This is a genomic window from Streptomyces sp. NPDC054872 (assembly GCF_053610705.1).
This window is the reverse complement of record NZ_JBSGYY010000008.1, coordinates 112,371-129,826: the sequence shown is the minus strand read 5'-3', so window position 1 is coordinate 129,826 and position 17,456 is coordinate 112,371. Positions and strand designations below refer to the sequence as shown.

The 17,456-nt window shown below is 71.4% G+C and carries 16 protein-coding genes; 6 read left to right on the top strand and 10 right to left on the bottom strand.

Annotated elements, in window-relative coordinates:
- The first annotated feature begins 26 nt into the window (after nucleotides 1–26).
- Nucleotides 27–686, top strand: coding sequence for a PH domain-containing protein (locus tag ACWGIH_RS12505; RefSeq protein WP_453448102.1), 660 nt, complete (start codon nucleotides 27–29; stop codon nucleotides 684–686).
- Nucleotides 687–725: 39 nt separating this feature from the next.
- On the opposite strand, the gene ACWGIH_RS12500 is transcribed toward ACWGIH_RS12505, so the two are convergent.
- From ACWGIH_RS12500 to ACWGIH_RS12485, 4 genes are all read right to left on the bottom strand, one after another.
- A complete protein-coding gene (locus ACWGIH_RS12500; RefSeq protein WP_453448103.1) occupies nucleotides 726–1,973 on the bottom strand; it encodes a hypothetical protein in 1,248 nt (415 codons plus the stop codon).
- Nucleotides 1,974–2,115: 142 nt separating this feature from the next.
- Nucleotides 2,116–3,762, bottom strand: coding sequence for a phospho-sugar mutase (locus ACWGIH_RS12495; protein WP_453452358.1), 1,647 nt, complete (start codon nucleotides 3,760–3,762; stop codon nucleotides 2,116–2,118).
- Between the two features lie 844 nt (nucleotides 3,763–4,606).
- Nucleotides 4,607–5,428 carry a purine-nucleoside phosphorylase gene (locus ACWGIH_RS12490; RefSeq protein WP_453452357.1) on the bottom strand — a complete coding sequence of 274 codons (822 nt, stop codon included), beginning with the start codon at nucleotides 5,426–5,428 and terminating at the stop codon, nucleotides 4,607–4,609.
- 111 nt (nucleotides 5,429–5,539) lie between these two features.
- Nucleotides 5,540–5,977 carry a gamma-glutamylcyclotransferase gene (locus ACWGIH_RS12485; RefSeq protein WP_249588135.1) on the bottom strand — a complete coding sequence of 146 codons (438 nt, stop codon included), beginning with the start codon at nucleotides 5,975–5,977 and terminating at the stop codon, nucleotides 5,540–5,542.
- Nucleotides 5,978–6,106: 129 nt separating this feature from the next.
- On the opposite strand from ACWGIH_RS12485, the gene ACWGIH_RS12480 reads away from it, so the two are divergent.
- Both ACWGIH_RS12480 and ACWGIH_RS12475 read left to right on the top strand, forming a co-directional pair.
- Entirely contained in the window at nucleotides 6,107–7,555 is a 1,449-nt protein-coding gene (locus ACWGIH_RS12480; RefSeq protein WP_453452356.1) for an NAD(P)H-quinone dehydrogenase, read from the top strand.
- 219 nt (nucleotides 7,556–7,774) lie between these two features.
- Nucleotides 7,775–8,752, top strand: coding sequence for a DeoR/GlpR family DNA-binding transcription regulator (locus tag ACWGIH_RS12475; protein WP_453452355.1), 978 nt, complete (start codon nucleotides 7,775–7,777; stop codon nucleotides 8,750–8,752).
- Here the strand turns inward: ACWGIH_RS12475 and ACWGIH_RS12470 are convergent.
- On the bottom strand, nucleotides 8,738–9,382 hold the full coding sequence (locus tag ACWGIH_RS12470) for a TetR/AcrR family transcriptional regulator (RefSeq protein WP_453452354.1): 645 nt from the start codon (nucleotides 9,380–9,382) through the stop codon (nucleotides 8,738–8,740). The two genes, ACWGIH_RS12475 and ACWGIH_RS12470, sit on opposite strands and share 15 nt — an antisense overlap.
- Before the next feature lie 133 nt (nucleotides 9,383–9,515).
- Nucleotides 9,516–11,288 (bottom strand): acetyl/propionyl/methylcrotonyl-CoA carboxylase subunit alpha, encoded by a 1,773-nt coding sequence (locus ACWGIH_RS12465; RefSeq protein WP_453452353.1) that lies wholly within the window; start codon nucleotides 11,286–11,288, stop codon nucleotides 9,516–9,518.
- A gap of 349 nt (nucleotides 11,289–11,637) precedes the next feature.
- Here ACWGIH_RS12465 and ACWGIH_RS12460 point away from each other — a divergent pair, with 349 nt between their 5' ends.
- A complete protein-coding gene (locus ACWGIH_RS12460) occupies nucleotides 11,638–12,114 on the top strand; it encodes a hypothetical protein (RefSeq protein WP_453452352.1) in 477 nt (158 codons plus the stop codon).
- A gap of 25 nt (nucleotides 12,115–12,139) precedes the next feature.
- On the opposite strand, the gene ACWGIH_RS12455 is transcribed toward ACWGIH_RS12460, so the two are convergent.
- From ACWGIH_RS12455 to ACWGIH_RS12440, 4 genes are all read right to left on the bottom strand, one after another.
- Nucleotides 12,140–12,748 carry a nucleoside triphosphate pyrophosphatase gene (locus ACWGIH_RS12455; protein WP_453452351.1) on the bottom strand — a complete coding sequence of 203 codons (609 nt, stop codon included), beginning with the start codon at nucleotides 12,746–12,748 and terminating at the stop codon, nucleotides 12,140–12,142.
- A 31-nt stretch (nucleotides 12,749–12,779) separates the two neighbouring features.
- On the bottom strand, nucleotides 12,780–12,908 hold the full coding sequence (gene mmpB, locus ACWGIH_RS12450) for a morphogenic membrane protein MmpB (protein ID WP_451207149.1): 129 nt from the start codon (nucleotides 12,906–12,908) through the stop codon (nucleotides 12,780–12,782).
- 96 nt (nucleotides 12,909–13,004) lie between these two features.
- The gene (locus ACWGIH_RS12445; RefSeq protein ID WP_453452350.1) at nucleotides 13,005–13,211 is read right to left on the bottom strand and encodes an acyl-CoA carboxylase subunit epsilon; all 207 of its coding nucleotides are present in this window, start codon (nucleotides 13,209–13,211) and stop codon (nucleotides 13,005–13,007) included.
- Between the two features lie 26 nt (nucleotides 13,212–13,237).
- The gene (locus tag ACWGIH_RS12440; RefSeq protein ID WP_453452349.1) at nucleotides 13,238–14,893 is read right to left on the bottom strand and encodes an acyl-CoA carboxylase subunit beta; all 1,656 of its coding nucleotides are present in this window, start codon (nucleotides 14,891–14,893) and stop codon (nucleotides 13,238–13,240) included.
- Nucleotides 14,894–15,064: 171 nt separating this feature from the next.
- On the opposite strand from ACWGIH_RS12440, the gene ACWGIH_RS12435 reads away from it, so the two are divergent.
- Nucleotides 15,065–15,961: a biotin--[acetyl-CoA-carboxylase] ligase gene (locus ACWGIH_RS12435; protein ID WP_453452348.1), complete on the top strand. Its 897-nt coding sequence runs from the start codon at nucleotides 15,065–15,067 to the stop codon at nucleotides 15,959–15,961.
- A 227-nt stretch (nucleotides 15,962–16,188) separates the two neighbouring features.
- The gene (locus ACWGIH_RS12430) at nucleotides 16,189–17,367 is read left to right on the top strand and encodes an adenylate/guanylate cyclase domain-containing protein (protein ID WP_453452347.1); all 1,179 of its coding nucleotides are present in this window, start codon (nucleotides 16,189–16,191) and stop codon (nucleotides 17,365–17,367) included.
- Nucleotides 17,368–17,456 lie beyond the last annotated feature (89 nt).

Genomic DNA, 17,456 nt, shown 5'->3' with positions numbered 1-17,456 from the left:
GCCGGGCCTCAGGCAGAATCAGAGGTATGAGCGACCCCCAGCCCCCCGTGGCGGAGCCCCAGTACCCCGAGTACAAGGACCGGACCTACCGGTCGTCCGGCGGTATCGCCGGAGGCGTCCTGCTGCTCGCCCTCGGCGGCTGGCTCGGCATCGACGCGATGATCCGGGGGGAGGGCCGCACCCCGTGGCTCGCGCTCGCCGGGCTGCTCCTTGCGGTGCCCGTCGTCGTCGCCTTCACCGTGCGCCCCGTCGTGTACGCCAACGACGACCGGCTGCGCATCCGCAACCCCTTCCGGACGATCACGCTGCCGTGGGCGTCCGTCTCGGGGCTCCGCTCCGGGTACTCGAACGAGGTCTTCACCCAGACGGGCACCAAGTACCAGCTCTGGGCCATCCCGGTCTCCCTGCGCGGCCGCAAGAAAGCCGCCCGCAGGAAGTCGCAGGGGATGGCCGCGGGCGATCCGAGCGTCGGCGGCCCGGGCCTGCGCGCCTCGATGAGGTCCGGCCGGCCCGAGACCCAGCGCGCCGCCGGGGACCAGATCATGGACGACCTGCGCGACCTGGCGGAACTCCGCGCCTCCGCGAAGTCGGCGCAGGGCGAGCCCGAGGTGCGCTGGGGCTACGAAATCCTGGCGCCCGCGCTGGCCGGGGCGGTGCTGCTCGTGGTGCTGCTCGCTGTCGGGTAGGGGTGGCTGTTTCTCGCGGTGCGGCTGTTTCTCGCGGCCTTACGGTGGGCCCAGCCAGGCCAGCAGCATGTGGCCGCCGAACGCCGCCGATGTGAGCGCCGCTGTTGCCGTCACCGTCACGGCGACGTGCGTACGTGCGCGGGACAGCGCCGCCGCGAGCGGCAGCAGCAGGGGGAAGCCGGGGAGCAGGAAGCGGGCCCGGGGGAAGTAGACCCCCTTGCTGCCGAGCACGATCAGGAGCAGCAGGCCCGTGAAGACAAGGAGCGGCAGCGGCTGCCGGTCACCCACCGACAGGACGAACAGCGCCACCGACGCGAGCAGCGTCGCGGTCACCATCATCAGGAACAGCTGCGGCCGCTGGACCGACAGCAGGTCCTGCACGGTCCGCAGAGTCGCCACCCCGCCGTCCCACTCGTTGTGCCACAACTTCTGTACGGCGAAGTAGCCGTCCCAGCGGCCGAGCCGCAGCCCCACCCAGGCGACGTACGAGAGCCAGCCGAGCGGGGCGAGCAACGCCCCCAGGAGCAGGCGTGGGCGGCCGGCGGTGCCGCCACCGCGGCGCGCGCGCCACAGCGCGAGCAGGGCCGCCAGGGACACCGCCGCCGCGAGCGCCACACCCGTGGGGCGGGTCAGGCCCGCGAGCGCGGCCAGCGAACCCGCCCAGATCCAGCGGCCGGTGAGCACGGCGTACAGCGCCCACGCGGTGAGCGCCGTGAACAGCGACTCCGTGTAGCCCATCCACTGCACGAGCGCGACGGGGAGCGACCCCCAGAGAACGGCGAGCAGGACGCCCGCCCTGCGCCCGTACAGCCGCTCGCCCACCGCGAAGATCCCCCACGCCGCGAGGAACGAACACGTGACGGCGATCGCGAGACCCACGGCCCCGCGCGGCTCCGGGACGAGCAGACTGCCCGCCCTGATGAGCAGGGAGTGCAGCGGGAAGAAGGCGAGGTTGTTCGCGTCGATCCTGGTGCCCAGGGTGTCCGCGTACCCCGTGTCCGCGATCTTCAGATACCAGTCGCAGTCCCAGGACTCCGCCAGCAGATGCCAGACGTCCCGGTGCTCCTCGCGCGCCCACAGGGCGAAGACCAGGGCGCCGAAGAGGCGTACGGCGGCGTACGCGAGGAGTGCGGGCGACGCGCGGCGCAGGGCGCGGACGGCGCGTGCGGGGCGGCCGGGGGAGCGGCCCGGAGCGATGCGGGGGCGGCGGGACGGGGCGACGACCCGGGGCTCAGCGGATGGCGCCGGTGCGGTCGAGGTGGTCTCAGGGGTCGGTCCGTACGGCACTGCGGCAGCTCCTGGAACGTGATCGTGCGCTGCCGGTCACCCTTCCCGGGGGACCGGCAGCGCACCGGATCACTGAGGCGGCTGCGCCGTGCGAACCACCCGGACGGGTGGCGGCCCCGCGGCCACCCGCCTCGGGAGCCCGCTAGATGCCCGCGGCGGCGGACAGGTCGCGCTTGATCGCCGCGAGGAGGTCCGTCGCCTCCGTGCGGGCGGCGGGCAGTCCGTCCCTCGCCGCGACCGGGACCACCACCTCCAGGTAGCACTTCAGCTTCGGCTCGGTGCCGCTCGGGCGCACGATGACGCGGGCCCCGTCGAGCGTGTACCGCAGGCCGTCCGTGGGCGGCAGCGTGTCCGTGCCCTGCGTCAGGTCCTCGGCCCTGGTCACGGGCAGGCCCGCGAGCGTGGTCGGCGGCAGTTCACGCAGGCGACGCATCGCGTCCGCGATCACGGAGAGGTCCTCCACGCGGACCGACAGCTGGTCGGTGGCGTGCAGGCCGTGCTCCACGGCCAGGTCGTCCAAAAGGTCGGGGAGCGTGCGCCCCTGCTCCTTCAGCTCGGACGCCAGCTCGGTGAGGAGCAGCGCCGCCGTGATGCCGTCCTTGTCGCGTACGCCTTCGGGGTCCACGCAGTAGCCGAGGGCCTCTTCGTAGCCGTAACGCAGACCCTCGACGCGGGCGATCCACTTGAAGCCGGTGAGGGTCTCCTCGTACGGCAGACCCGCCTTCTCGGCGATCCGGCCGAGCAGGGACGAGGAGACGATCGACTCGGCGAACGTGCCGCGGGCGCCCCTGCGCACGAGGTGCGCCGCCAGGAGTGCGCCGACCTCGTCGCCCCGGAGCATGCGCCAGTCCGCGTTGTCGGGGCCGTCCTTGACCGCGGCGGCGCAGCGGTCCGCGTCCGGGTCGTTGGCGATGATCAGGTCCGGGTCCACCTCGCGGGCCTTCGCGAAGGAGAGGTCCATCGCGCCCGGCTCCTCCGGGTTGGGGAACGCGACGGTCGGGAAGTCCGGGTCGGGCTCCGCCTGTTCGGCGACGAGCTCCGGGGCGGGGAATCCCGCCCGCTCGAACGCCGCGAGGAGGGTGTCCTTGCCGACGCCGTGCATCGCCGTGTAGACGGTGCGGGCGGTACGGGGGGAGCCCGGGGACAGGACGGCGTCCGTGCGGGCCAGGTAGGCGTTCAGGACGTCGTCCGTGAGGGTCGCCCAGCCGGACTCCGGGCGGGGGACGTCGTGGAGGGAGGCCACCGCGTCGATCTGCGCCGCGATCTCCGCGTCCGCGGGCGGCACGATCTGGGAGCCGTCGCCCAGATAGACCTTGTAGCCGTTGTCGCGCGGCGGGTTGTGGCTCGCCGTCACCTCCACGCCGGCGACCGCGCCGAGGTGCCTTATGGCGAAGGCGAGTACGGGGGTGGGGAGCGGGCGCGGGAGCACCGCCGCGCGGAGTCCGGCGCCGGTCATGACGGCGGCGGTGTCGCGCGCGAAGTCCGCGGACTTGTGGCGGGCGTCGTAGCCGATGACGACGAGGCCGCCGGCCTGCCCCCCGGCCTTCAGGTACGCGGCGAGGCCCGCTGCGGCGCGGATGACCACGGAGCGGTTCATGCGCATGGGGCCCGCGCCGAGCTCGCCGCGGAGGCCGGCGGTGCCGAACTGGAGGGTGCCGCTGAAGCGGGCGCTCAGCTCGTCGGTGTCCGCGGTGTCGATGAGCTTCGCGAGTTCCTCGCGGGTCTCGGGGTCCGGGTCCTCGGCAAGCCAGGCCTGGGCCCGCGCGATGAGTTCAGAGTCGTCCGGCACGTTTCTTCAGCCTCTCGTGTGCGGAGTTCGTGTGCGGGGCCCGGGTTCGGGTCCCTGGGCCCGGGGCCCGGCAGCCTGTGTGGCCCGCTGGGCCCGGGGCCCGGCAGGCTTTGCGGCCCGCCCCGGGTATGCCTACCCGACGCGGCGATGGCCCTGCGGTGCGTTGCTGTCCCGCAGGTGATGTTTGCGCGGTGCGGTGCGGTGGGTCGGTGCGGTGGCTCGGTGGTGCGTTCCTGTCCCGCCGGTGTGCGCGTGCACGGTGCGGGCCGGTGGTGCTTTCTTGTCCCGCCGGTGCGCGCGTGCACGGCGCGGCCCGGTGGTGCGTTCCTGTCCCGCCGCTCCGCGGCGGATTTTTCCCGCCCACCCACCCGATTACCCCGGGGTGAAAGATCTCGTGCGCCCACCCACCCGATTACCCCGGGGCGAAAGGTGTCGTGCGCCCCCCGACGCTCCGGGGCAATCGGGCGGGCGGTTGGGCGGGAGAGCCTGTTCGGCAACGGGCAGTACTCCGGGGCAATCGGGTGGGTGGGTGGGAAGGCCCCTACGGCAGGAGCCGAAGCCGCGGGGTGAACGGGCGGGTGGGCGGGGAGGCTTGTGCGGCAAGGGGCCGATGCCGCGGGGCAACCGGGCGGGCGGGTGGGAAAGCCTCGCGGCAGCGGCCGCCGCAGACCGCCAAGCCACAACGCAGAGGCCCCACAGCGCAGAGGCCCCCGCCTGGCAAGGCCGCCCCGCCGGAAAGGCGCCCCGCCGGGCAAGGCCGCCCCGCCGGGCAAGGCCACCCCGCCGGGCAAGGCCCCCCGCCAGGCAAGGCGCCCCGCCAGGGAAAAGCCCCGCCAGGGGGAAACTAAATACGGCCCAGGACCTGACCCAGCAGCTCGCCCATGCGGGTAGCACTGTCGCGGCCCGCCTGAAGGACCTCCTCGTGGTTCAGCGGCTCACCCGTCATGCCCGCGGCAAGGTTCGTGACCAGGGAGATGCCGAGCACCTCCGCGCCGGCCTCGCGCGCGGCGATCGCCTCGAGGACCGTCGACATGCCCACCAGGTCCGCACCGATGGTGCGGGCCATGCGGATCTCCGCCGGAGTCTCGTAGTGCGGGCCGGGGAACTGCGCGTAGACGCCCTCTTCGAGGGAGGGGTCGATCTCCTTGCAGAGGTTGCGCAGCCGCGGGGAGTACAGGTCCGTGAGGTCCACGAAGTTCGCGCCGACGATCGGCGACGTGGCCGTCAGGTTCAGGTGATCGCTGATCAGGACCGGCTGACCGGGGCGCATGCCCTCGCGCAGACCGCCGCAGCCGTTCGTCAGCACGATCGTCTTGCAGCCCGCGGCCACCGCGGTGCGCACGCCGTGCGCGACGGCGGCGACGCCGCGGCCCTCGTAATAGTGGGTGCGGCCCAGGAAGACCAGGGCGCGCTTCTCACCGATCTTGATGGAGCGGATGCTGCCGCCGTGGCCCTCGACCGCCGGCGCCGGGAAGCCGGGAAGCTCGGTGACGGGGAACTCCGCCTCCGGCTCGCCCAGCGCGCCGACGGCCGGCGCCCAGCCGGAGCCCATCACGAGGGCCACGTCGTGGGTCTCGGCGCCCGTCAGCTCACGCAGGCGCGTGGCGGCGGCGTCGGCGGCGGCGTACGGGTCGCCCTGGTCGTCCGAAATAACTGAAGCGTTCACGCGGACGAGAGTAGCCGCTCTCGCCCTACGCGCGTAGATGACGATGCTCACGGGATTCGGATCGTTGTCTTGTCGTTTCCGACGAGAGCCCTCCGGGCACCCCGGGGCGGCCTAGCAGGGCCGCTTGCGCAGCTCCATCACATAGTCGTGCGGCGCCCCCGCGGTCTCCGCCGCGTCGGCCAGCTCCCCCAGGTAACGCGCCGACGGCAGGCCGCCCTCGTACCCGTTGAGGACGTACACCCAGGCGGGCTCCTCGCCGTCGAGGGTGTGCACGCGCACGCGCATCCTGCGGTAGATGTCGAGCCCCACGCCCTCCCAGCGGTCCATGGAGTCCTCGTCCATGGGGGCGACGTCGTACAGCGTCACGAAGACCTGTGAGCGCGGCGCCTCGACGATGGTGGCGAGTGCGCCCTCCCACCCCATGTGCTCCCCGCCGAACGTCAGCCGCCAGCCGTTCAGCCAGCCCGTCTGGCGCAGCGGCGAGTGCGGGGCGCGGCGGGACATGAGCCGCGGATCCAGATTGCCGGCGTACGCGGCGTAGAGCGACATGTGATCGAGGGTACGGCAGCCGACCCGTGCGTCCCTCCGGTAACGGAAGTGCCCTTCTTGTAGGAAGAACGGACCGGATCGGCCCGGATGGCGCCCCCGGGGGCGAAGCACCTTGAAGCGTGCGGGACAATGGAGTACGTGACTCGGATCGTGATCATTGGCGGCGGACCCGGCGGATACGAGGCGGCACTCGTTGCCGCCCAGCTCGGCGCGGAGGTGACCGTCGTCGACTGCGACGGTCTGGGCGGGGCGTCGGTGCTCACCGACTGCGTCCCGTCCAAGACTCTGATCGCCACGGCCGAGGTGATGACCACCTTCGACTCCTCGTACGAGGAGCTGGGCATCATCGTCGCGGACGACACCCCGCACATCGACACCCCCGCCCGTGTCGTCGGCGTGGACCTCGGCAAGGTCAACCGCCGTGTGAAGCGCCTCGCGCTCGCGCAGTCCCACGACATCACCGCGTCCGTCACGCGTGCGGGCGCGCGCGTGCTGCGCGGCCGCGGCCGTCTGGAGGGCCAGCAGGACACCGACGGTTCGCGCAAGGTCATCGTGCGCGCGGCCGACGGCACCGAAGAGACGCTCGTGGCCGACGCCGTGCTGATCGCCACCGGCGGGCACCCCCGCGAGGTTCCCGACGCGCTGCCCGACGGCGAGCGGATCCTGAACTGGACCCAGGTGTACGACCTGGACGAGCTCCCCGAGGAGCTCATCGTGGTCGGCTCCGGTGTCACCGGTGCCGAGTTCGCCGGCGCCTACCAGGCGCTCGGGTCGAACGTCACGCTCGTGTCGAGCCGCGACCGCGTGCTGCCCGGCGAGGACCCGGACGCCGCCGCCGTCCTCGAGGACGTCTTCCGGCGCCGTGGCATGAACGTCATGTCGCGCTCCCGCGCCGCCTCCGCCAAGCGCGTGGGCGACCGCGTGGAGGTCACGCTCAACGACGGCCGCGTCATCTCCGGCACGCACTGTCTGATGGCCGTGGGCGCCATCCCCAACAGCAGCGGCATGGGCCTGGAGGAGGCCGGGGTCAAGCTCAAGGACTCCGGGCACATCTGGACCGACAAGGTGTCGCGCACCTCCGCGCCGGGCGTGTACGCCGCCGGTGACGTGACCGGGATCTTCGCGCTGGCCTCCGTCGCCGCCATGCAGGGCCGCATCGCGATGTACCACTTCCTGGGCGACGCGGTGACGCCGCTGAACCTGAAGACCGTGTCGTCGAACGTCTTCACCGACCCCGAGATCGCGACCGTCGGCTACAGCCAGTCCGACGTCGACGGCGGCAAGATCGACGCCCGCGTCGTCAAGCTGCCGCTCCTTCGCAACCCGCGCGCGAAGATGCAGGGCATTCGCGACGGCTTCGTCAAGATCTTCTGCCGTCCGGGTACGGGCATCGTGGTGGGCGGTGTGGTCGTCGCACCGCGCGCTTCGGAACTGATCCACCCCATCTCGATCGCGGTCGACAACAATCTGACGGTCGAGCAGATCGCGAATGCGTTCACCGTGTATCCATCCCTTTCGGGCTCGATCGCCGAGGTCGCGCGTCAGCTCCACACGCGGAAGTCGGCGGGCGAAGCCTGATCGCGGGCCGATCGTCGGCTGAACGCCGACTGATCGGTTTCTGTACGGCGCGTACGGGGCAACAACTCTGCGCAGGTCACGGGCTGTTGTCGCCCATTCGCCCGGCATAGGCGGGGTGGGTAGGCGCGTATACCACTTCCCACCCAACCGTGCGAACAACTTCTGTAATTCGGCGCAAACTGCTGAAAGCAGACGGTCGTTGGGGTTACTGTCAGTTTCGTGTTCGCTGCAGAACGTCGCCAATTGATCCTCGAAATGGTGCGGGCCAACGGAGCGGTATCGCTCCGGGAGCTCGCCCGCGTCGTCCAGACCTCAGAAGTGACCGTACGGCGGGACGTGCGCGCGCTGGAGGCAGAAGGACTCCTCGACCGCAGACATGGCGGTGCGGTATTGCCGGGCGGATTTACGCGGGAGTCCGGCTTTCCGCAGAAATCACATCTCGCGACCGCCGAGAAGACGGCCATCGCCGATCTCGCGGCGGGACTCGTCGAAGAAGGCGAAGCCATCGTCGTCGGGGCGGGTACGACCACGCAGGAGCTGGCCCGACGGCTCGCGCGGGTACCCGGTCTGACCGTCGTCACCAATTCCCTTCTGGTGGCACAGGCCCTGGCTCATGCCAACCGCGTCGAGGTCGTCATGACCGGCGGCACTCTGCGCGGTTCCAACTACGCGCTCGTGGGCAGTGGGGCCGAACAGTCCCTGCAGGGCCTGCGGGTCTCGCGCGCCTTCCTGTCGGGCAGTGGTCTGACCGCCGAACGCGGGCTCTCCACGTCCAACATGCTCTCGGCGAGCGTGGACCGTGCGCTCGTCCAGGCGGCTGCCGAGGTCGTGGTCCTCGCCGACCACACCAAGCTCGGCACCGACACGATGTTCCAGACGGTGCCGACGGACGTCATCACCCGTCTGGTCACGGACGAACCGCCCACGCACGACGACCGCGCGGCCACCGAACTGCAGGCCCTGGCCGACCAGGGCGTGCAGATCGCGGTCGCCGGCGGGACGGCGAGCCCCAACTCCGGGCCGGGGGTGGACTCCGCCCCGGCGCGACAACCGCGTCGGGACGTGCCACTGCCGGGACAGCGCCGTAACCACGGCGGTCACGGGTCAGGTCCCGGGGCGCAGTTGCGCAGTGCGGTGCTCGGGGAGCAGCAGCCCGGGGAGCGGGCCGCGCGGGTGGCGGATCTACGCCGCCGCTGAACCGGCCGCCGCCGGGGCCGAACCGCGGTCTTCGGGGGCCGGTCCTTCGGCCTTCAGGCCGCGCAGGGTCAGCATCAGGAGGCGGTCGGCCAACTCGGGCTCGTCGGGGGTCTCTTCGGCGGCCAGCGCGATCGCGTTGGTCAGCTGCATCAGGTCGCCGATCGAGACGCCGGGGCGTACGGCACCGGCCTGCTGCGCTCGCGCGAGCAGGGCCGTGCCCGCCTCACGCATGGGCTTGCTGCATCGGGAGAGTGCCGAACTGTCGTCGTGCGACGCCGACATGAGGGCGCGGGAGAGCCCGCGGTACTCACCCGCATGAGTGATGATGGCGCGCAGCCAGGTCACCAGGGCCGAGCAGGGCTGCGGATCTTCGAGCAGCGCGTGGGAGCGGTCCAGGAGGTCGCTGACCGCCTCTTCGAAGACGGCGCTCATCAGGGCGTGCCGGTTGGGGAAGTGGCGGTAGAGGGTGCCGATGCCTACGTTCGCGTGGCGGGCGATGTCCTCGAGTGAGGCGTCCGTGCCGTGCTCGGCGAAGGCGGCGCGGGCCTCCGCCAGGAGCCGGTCGTAGTTGCGGCGCGCGTCCGCTCTTTTCAAGCGGGGGCGCTCTTGCGGGCTCTCTGCCTCTGCCATGGCGTGCCTCCTGGACGTACGCGTGCTTCAAGTCTGCCCGAAGCGTGCGTGCCGTTCATCACCGGCTTCGCCGAGTTCGTCCTCAAACGCCGGACGGGCTGCATTCAGCTCGTCCGGCGTTCGAGAAGCGGGGTCAGTCCTTGATCTCGCAGATGACCGCGCCGGAGGTCAGGCTCGCGCCGACCTCCGCCGTGAGGCCCTTGATCGTGCCCGAGCGGTGCGCGTTCAGGGGCTGTTCCATCTTCATGGCCTCCAGGACGACGACCAGGTCGCCCTCCTGCACCTCCTGGCCCTCCTCGACAGCGATCTTGACGATCGTGCCCTGCATGGGGGAGGCCAGGGTGTCACCGGAGGCCGCGGGTCCCGACTTCTTCGCCGCGCGGCGCTTGGGGCGGGCGCCGCCCGCCGCTGCCGTGCGGGCGATGGTCATGCCCAGCGAGGAGGGGAGCGAGACCTCGAGACGCTTGCCGCCGACCTCGACGACCACCGTCTCGCGGCCCGGCTCCTCGTCCGTCTCGGCGTCGGCCGTCGCGGAGAACGCCGGGATCTCGTTGACGAACTCGGTCTCGATCCAGCGGGTGTGGACCGTGAACGGGTCGGTGGAGCCGGTCAGTTCGGGGGCGAAGGCCGGGTCCTTGACGACCGCGCGGTGGAACGGGATGGCCGTGGCCATGCCCTCCACGGTGAACTCCTCGAGGGCGCGCGCGGCCCGCTGCAGCGCCTGCTGACGCGTCGCGCCCGACACGATCAGCTTGGCGAGGAGCGAGTCCCACGCCGGGCCGATGACGCTGCCGGACTCCACGCCCGCGTCCAGGCGGACGCCCGGACCCGACGGCGGGGCGAAGGTGGTCACGGTGCCCGGAGCGGGCAGGAAGCCGCGGCCCGGGTCCTCGCCGTTGATGCGGAACTCGAAGGAGTGGCCACGCATCTCGGGGTCGCCGTAACCCAGTTCCTCGCCGTCGGCGATGCGGAACATCTCGCGGACCAGGTCGATGCCGGTGATCTCTTCGGTGACCGGGTGCTCCACCTGGAGACGGGTGTTGACCTCCAGGAAGGAGATCGTGCCGTCGGTGCCGACGAGGAACTCGACGGTGCCGGCGCCCTCGTAGCCCGCTTCCTTGAGGATCGCCTTCGACGCCGCGTACAGCTCGGCGTTCTGGGCCTCGCTCAGGAACGGCGCGGGGGCCTCCTCCACCAGCTTCTGGTGGCGGCGCTGGAGCGAGCAGTCACGGGTCGACACGACGACCACGTTGCCGTGCTTGTCGGCCAGGCACTGCGTCTCCACGTGCCGCGGCTTGTCGAGGTAACGCTCCACGAAGCACTCGCCGCGGCCGAAGGCGGCGACGGCCTCGCGTACGGCGGAGTCGTACAGCTCGGGCACCTCTTCGAGGGTCCGGGCCACCTTCAGACCGCGCCCGCCGCCACCGAAGGCGGCCTTGATCGCGATCGGCAGGCCGTGCTCCTCGGCGAAGGCGACGACCTCGTCGGAACCGCTGACGGGGTCCGGCGTACCGGCCACCAGCGGGGCACCCGCGCGCTGCGCGATGTGCCGGGCCGCGACCTTGTCACCGAGGTCACGGATGGCTTGCGGCGGCGGGCCGATCCAGATCAGGCCCGCGTCCAGTACGGCCTGCGCGAAGTCGGCGTTCTCCGAAAGGAAGCCGTAGCCGGGGTGGACCGCGTCCGCCCCCGCGTCCTTGGCCGCTGCCAGCACCTTGGAAATGTCCAGGTAGCTGGTGGCCGGAGTGTCACCGCCCAGCGCGAACGCCTCATCTGCCGCACGTACATGCAGAGCATCCCGGTCAGGATCTGCGTAGACGGCTACGCTCGCGATCCCTGCATCCCGGCATGCCCGAGCAACGCGGACAGCGATTTCGCCACGGTTGGCGATGAGCACCTTGCGCACGATGGCTCCCTCCTTGAAACAAGCCGAGTTTAGGGACTGCCGACACGACCTTTCGACCCGTCCCCAATGGTGAGCTTGCCCACACGGAGCGTGATCCGGGCCTGCCCGTACCGCGAAATCCCTTGTCGCACCACGGTACGCAGGGTCCCTTACCGGCAGACTAACGTCCCGGTGTGGCCAAGGTCTCTGTGAGAGCGTGCTGCGGCAGAGGGGCAATCTTTGTGGAGTCCCTACGAATGGCCCAATGATTCTTTGCCATCAGCAGGGCCCTTGTCCCTCGGTTTACCCGTTAGTAGCCTTCGCGATGTCTGGCACGTACTGGCGGTAACAGGGGAAGAGGTGGGGCGCCGTGGCGCGTAGACCGGTGGCCTTGGTGGGCGCGATCGTGCTCCTGGTGGAGGCGGTGGGCATCGCACTCCTCAACTGGTTCCTGGGGCTTGTCGTGAACAAGCAGGACATGTCCCTCGCCGGGCTCGACCCGCACGCGATGTCCGTCTCGACGTGGATCGCGGGCGGCGTCTTCGGCCTCTACCTCGCGCTGTGCGCCCTCGTCATGGCGCGCTCGGGGATCAGCGACCGCGCGCCGGGGCGCTTCGGACGGCTGTTGCTGATCAGCGCCGCCGTGGTGCACGCGCTGCTCGGGGCGTTCTCGGTCGGCCTGGTCGGCTGGCCCGCCTTCGTCTTCATGATGGTCGTGCTCGGCCTGATCGTCCTGACCCTCGTGGCGTACGACAAGAAGCCCGGCGAAGTCGCCGACGAGCCGCGCACCGGCAACGGGGCGGCGGGCGGCGCGGCCCCGGAGAACGGCGCCCCACAGCCCGCCTGAGCCCCTCAGGGGCCGTCGTGTGGATCTACTGCGCCCACAACTCCGTGATGCCGACGCCCAATTCGGACAGCAGGCGGCGCAGCAGCGGCAGCGAGAGGCCGATGACGTTGCCGTGGTCGCCCTCGATCGAGTCGACGAAGGGGGCCGAGCGGCCGTCGAGCGTGAACGCGCCCGCCACGTGCAGGGGTTCGCCGCTCGCCACGTACGCGGCGATCTCCTCGTCGGAAGGGTCGCCGAAGCGGACGACGGTCGACGCGACCGCCGACACATGGCGGCCGGCCGCGGTGTCGTACACGCAGTGGCCGGTCTGCAGGACGCCCGCGCGCCCGCGCATCGACTTCCAGCGGGCCGTGGCCTCCTCGGCGTCGGCGGGCTTGCCGAGCGCCTGACCGTCCAGTTCGAGGACCGAGTCGCAGCCGATGACCAGGGCGCCCTTGGTGTCCGGGCGCGCCGAGACGACCGATGCCTTGGCCTCGGCGAGGGCCAGGGCGAGCTCGGCGGGTGTCGGTGCGGAGATCGCGTCCTCGTCGACCCCGCTGACGATCACCTCGGGGGCGAGACCGGCCTGGCGCAGGAGGCCGAGCCGTGCGGGGGACTTGGAGGCGAGGACGAGGCGGCGGGGCTGATCAGTCATGCGGTCAGGTTAGCGAGCCGCGGCGGACGTCTCAGTGGATGCCCAGGACGAACATCGCGATGACCATGGCCAGGGCGAGGACGAGCCCCGCACGGCGCATCTTCGCCTGCATGTCCCGCATGTCCTTCGGCGGGTTGTCCTCCGGGTCCGACCACAGCATGCAATCGATACTGCGCGCGGTGACGGCGGGGCGCCTGAGTACGCGTACTCAGGCGCCCCGGCCCGTCCCACTCATTCCCGCACCGTGCCGCCGGGCTCAGCCGGGCCAGTAGGTGCGGCCCCACGACGTCGGCCCCGGCGCGGGCAGCCGGTGGCGGGCCACCCGGGCGGGGTCCGCCCAGGCGTCGAGCGCCGTGGGCGCGCCGGACGGCTGGTTCGCGACCGCCGCGGCGCGCGCCTGGACCACCGCGAGCGCGGCGGCCAGCTCCTCCGGGGTGGGATTGCCCCGTACGACCTTGATCATGAACGGTCTCCTCACTGCCGCACGGACTACAGGGGGATGTTGCCGTGCTTCTTCGGGGGAAGGGATTCCCGCTTCGTCCGCAGCTGACGCAGGCCGCGCACCAGATGGGAGCGGGTCTCCGACGGCATGATCACGGCGTCGATGTAGCCGCGCTCGGCGGCCGTGTACGGGTTGAGCAGCCGGTCCTCGTACTCCTGCATCAGCCGGGCGCGGGTGGCCTCCTGGGCCGCCTCGTCACCGGCCGCCGCGATGGTGCGGCGGTGCAGGATGTTCACCGCGCCCTGCGCGCCCATCACCGCGATCTGCGCGGTCGGCCAGGCCAGGTTGAGGTCGGCGCCCAGGTGCTTCGAGCCCATGACGTCGTACGCGCCGCCGAACGCCTTGCGGGTGATGACGGTGATCAGCGGGACCGTCGCCTCGGCGTACGCGTAGATCAGCTTGGCGCCGCGGCGGATGATGCCCGTGTGCTCCTGCTCGACGCCCGGCAGGAAGCCCGGCACGTCGACGAAGGTGATGACGGGGACGTTGAACGCGTCGCAGGTGCGGACGAAGCGGGCACCCTTCTCCGACGCGTCGATGTTCAGGCAGCCGGCGAACTGCGTCGGCTGGTTGGCGACGATGCCGACCGGGCGGCCCTCGATCCGGCCGAAGCCGGTGACGATGTTCGGCGCGAACAGCGGCTGCGTCTCGAAGAACTCGGCGTCGTCCAGGACGTGTTCGATCACCGTGTGCATGTCGTACGGCTGGTTGGCACTGTCCGGGATGAGCGTGTCGAGCTCGCGGTCCTCGTCCGTCGGCGCCAGGTCCGCCTCCTCGGGGAAGGCGGGCGGCTCGCTGAGGTTGTTCGAAGGCAGGTAGGAGAGAAGGGACTTGACGTACTCGATCGCGTCCTTCTCGTCGCCCGCCATGTGGTGCGCGACACCGGAGGTGCTGTTGTGGGTGCGGGCGCCGCCGAGCTCCTCGAAGCCGACGTCCTCGCCGGTGACCGTCTTGATGACGTCGGGGCCCGTGATGAACATGTGCGAGGTCTGGTCGACCATGACGGTGAAGTCGGTGATCGCGGGGGAGTAGACCGCGCCGCCCGCGCAGGGGCCGACGACCAGGCTGATCTGCGGGATCACACCGGACGCGTGGGTGTTCCTGCGGAAGATCTCCCCGTACATCCCGAGGGCCATGACGCCCTCCTGGATGCGGGCGCCGCCGGAGTCGTTGATGCCGACGACCGGGCAGCCGGTCTTCAGGGCGAAGTCCATGACCTTGACGATCTTCTGGCCGAAGACCTCGCCGAGTGCGCCGCCGAAGACGGTGAAATCCTGCGAGAAGACGGCCACCGGGCGGCCGTCGACGGTGCCGTAACCGGTCACGACGCCGTCGCCGTAGGGACGGTTGGCCTCCAGGCCGAAGTCCGTCGAGCGGTGCTGAGCGAATTCGTCGAACTCGACGAAGGAGCTCTCGTCCAGAAGCAGTTCGATGCGCTCGCGCGCCGTCAACTTGCCCTTGGCGTGCTGCTTCTCGACCGCGCGGGCCGAACCGGCGTGCTTGGCCTCCTCGATGCGGCGCTGCAGATCAGCGAGCTTGCCCGCAGTCGTATGGATGTCGATACCTGCCTCCGGGGCGGTGGTGGCGTTGGTATCGCTTGCGGCGCTCTGCACGGGCACGTTGGGCTCTTCCGGCTCGGACATAGGGATGCGGCTCCCTGCCTGCTCAAAGGGGCGACTGGCGGCTTGCGGCTGCGGCTCGCGGCCGCGGCATGTGGCTCCGCGGCTGCTGATGATCGCTTGCTACTGACTCGTAGGGTATCGGCGCGCCTACGGATCGGCAGTGCGGCGTTTACCACACCTAAGGTGGCTTGCATGACGCCGCGAGATGCTTCAGACGACCCTTCGGACACTCCTTTCGGTACGGGTGGCGGCCGGTGGTCCGACCTCGACCGTCCGCCCCTGAACTCCGCGTCGCTGCGGCGTGCGCTGCTGCGGGACGGGGGGCTGTGGACCTCCCTGGAGGTGGTGCCCGCGACGGGGTCGACCAACACCGACCTGGCCGCCCGCGCGGACGAGCTTCCCGAGGGGGCGGTGCTCGTCGCCGAGGAGCAGAGCTCGGGCCGTGGCCGGCTCGACCGCCGCTGGTCGGCGCCGGCCCGCTCGGGCCTCTTCTTCTCGGTGCTCCTGAAGCCGGGGCCCACGGTCCCGGTGGCGCGCTGGGGGTGGCTGCCGCTGCTGACCGGGGTCGCCGTCGCCACGGGCCTCTCCAAGGCGGCCGGGGTGGACACGGCGCTCAAGTGGCCGAACGACCTGCTGGTGACGGTGGGGGGAGAGGAGCGCAAGGCCGGGGGCATCCTCGCCGAGCGGGCGGGTTCCGGGGACGGCGGAGGTGTCGTGGTCGGCATCGGCATCAACGTGACGCTGCGCGCGGACGAACTGCCGGTGCCCACGGCCGGGTCCCTCGCGCTCGCCGGAGCGGCGAGCACCGACCGGGACACGGTGTTGCGGGCGGTGCTGCGTTCTCTTGAGCAGTGGTACGGCGACTGGCGCGCGGCAGACGGCGACCCGGCGGCTTCCCGCCTCCAGGAGACCTACGCCGCGGGCTGCGCGACGCTGGGCCGCAAGGTCAGGGCGGAGCTGCCGGGCGACCGGTCGATCACGGGGGAGGCAGTGGCGGTGGACGGTGACGGACGCCTGGTCCTGGCCACCGAGGACGGGGTGCAGGAGCCGGTGGGGGCGGGGGATGTCGTGCATTTGAGGAAGGCGTAAGGGGAGCTGCGGGGCAATCGGGCGGGTTGGCGGGAAAAGCTTGTTCGTCCAGGTGAGGATGCGGGGCAAACGGGCGGGTGGGTGGGAAAAGGGTGTTCGCGCCCACCTCGGAGGGGAAAGCGCTGTCCAAGGCGCCCCCGCCCGGGAAAGGCGTGAGCTGCGGCACACCTGCCGTAAAGTTGGCGCCGGTCGATACCTGACCGCGGCAGATCGGAAGGGCAGCAGGCGTGACCGTCGACGACACGGGCTCCGGTACGGGTGCATCCCCCGGCCCCGACGGTGAGCCCGGACGTACCGCAGGGGCCGCCACGGACGGGTTCGACTCGATGGACTCCGGGGACGAGAAGCCGGGAGATCCGGAGAAGGACCCCCTGGCGCTGCGCCTCGAAGGGCTGATCCTCGGCGCGGACCGCCGCTACACCCCGTTCCAGGCGGCCCGCAGCGCCGGCGTGTCCATGGAGCTGGCCTCCCGCTTCTGGCGCGCCATGGGCTTCCCCGACATCGGCCAGGCCAAGGCCCTGACCGAGGCGGACGTACTCGCGCTGCGCCGCCTGGCGGGCCTCGTCGAGGCGGGGCTGCTCAGCGAGGCGATGGCGGTGCAGGTGGCCCGGTCGACCGGGCAGACCACCGCCCGTCTGGCCGAGTGGCAGATCGACTCCTTCCTGGAGGGTCTGACGGAGCCGCCCGAGCCGGGCATGACGCGGACCGAGGTCACGTATCCGCTGATAGAGCTGCTCCTGCCCGAGCTGGAGGAGTTCCTCGTCTACGTGTGGCGGCGCCAGCTGGCCGCCGCCACCGGCCGGGTCGTGCAGGCCGCGGACGACGAGGAGATGGTCGACCGGCGCCTGGCCGTCGGATTCGCCGACCTCGTCGGTTTCACGCGGCTCACCCGGCGCATGGAGGAGGAGGAACTCGGCGAGCTCGTCGAGGCCTTCGAGACCACGGCGGCGGATCTCGTCGCGGCGCACGGCGGGCGGCTCATCAAGACGCTGGGCGACGAAGTGCTGTACGCCGCCGATGACGCGGGCGTCGCCGCGGAGATCGCGCTGCGGCTGATCGAGACCATGGCCAACGACGAGACGATGCCCGAGCTGCGCGTCGGCATCGCGTTCGGCACGGTCACGACGCGGATGGGCGACGTCTTCGGCACGACGGTGAACCTCGCGAGCCGCCTCACGTCGATAGCGCCCAAGGACGCGGTCCTGGTGGACGGCGCGCTCGCCGAGGAACTGACGCGTACGGGAGACGCGCCCGCCTCCGAGACGGAGGCGGCGGAGGCGGCCGAGCAGGCGGAGAAGGAGGGCACGGAGCCCCCCTCCTACCGCTTCGCCCTGCAGCCGATGTGGCAGCGTCCCGTACGAGGCCTCGGCGTGGTGGAGCCCTGGCTGCTCGCCCGGCGGAGCTGACGGTTTTTTCCCGCTGACCGACCCGATCGCCCCGCGGCGGTGGCATGATCCGCAGGGCGCCCGGGCAACGGGCGTTAACCGGACGTGGA

Excerpts from the sequence above, each read along its gene's own strand:
- ACWGIH_RS12505 (WP_453448102.1), top strand. The coding sequence starts at position 27 with ATGAGCGACCCCCAGCCCCCCGTGGCGGAGCCCCAGTACCCCGAGTAC.
- ACWGIH_RS12485 (WP_249588135.1), bottom strand. The coding sequence starts at position 5,977 with ATGTCGCTCTACGCCGCGTACGCCGGCAATCTGGATCCGCGGCTCATG.
- ACWGIH_RS12480 (WP_453452356.1), top strand. The coding sequence starts at position 6,107 with ATGGAGTACGTGACTCGGATCGTGATCATTGGCGGCGGACCCGGCGGA.
- ACWGIH_RS12470 (WP_453452354.1), bottom strand. The coding sequence starts at position 9,382 with ATGGCAGAGGCAGAGAGCCCGCAAGAGCGCCCCCGCTTGAAAAGAGCG.
- ACWGIH_RS12455 (WP_453452351.1), bottom strand. The coding sequence starts at position 12,748 with ATGACTGATCAGCCCCGCCGCCTCGTCCTCGCCTCCAAGTCCCCCGCA.
- mmpB (WP_451207149.1), bottom strand. The coding sequence starts at position 12,908 with ATGCTGTGGTCGGACCCGGAGGACAACCCGCCGAAGGACATGCGGGAC.
- ACWGIH_RS12445 (WP_453452350.1), bottom strand. The coding sequence starts at position 13,211 with ATGATCAAGGTCGTACGGGGCAATCCCACCCCGGAGGAGCTGGCCGCC.
- ACWGIH_RS12440 (WP_453452349.1), bottom strand. The coding sequence starts at position 14,893 with ATGTCCGAGCCGGAAGAGCCCAACGTGCCCGTGCAGAGCGCCGCAAGC.
- ACWGIH_RS12435 (WP_453452348.1), top strand. The coding sequence starts at position 15,065 with ATGACGCCGCGAGATGCTTCAGACGACCCTTCGGACACTCCTTTCGGT.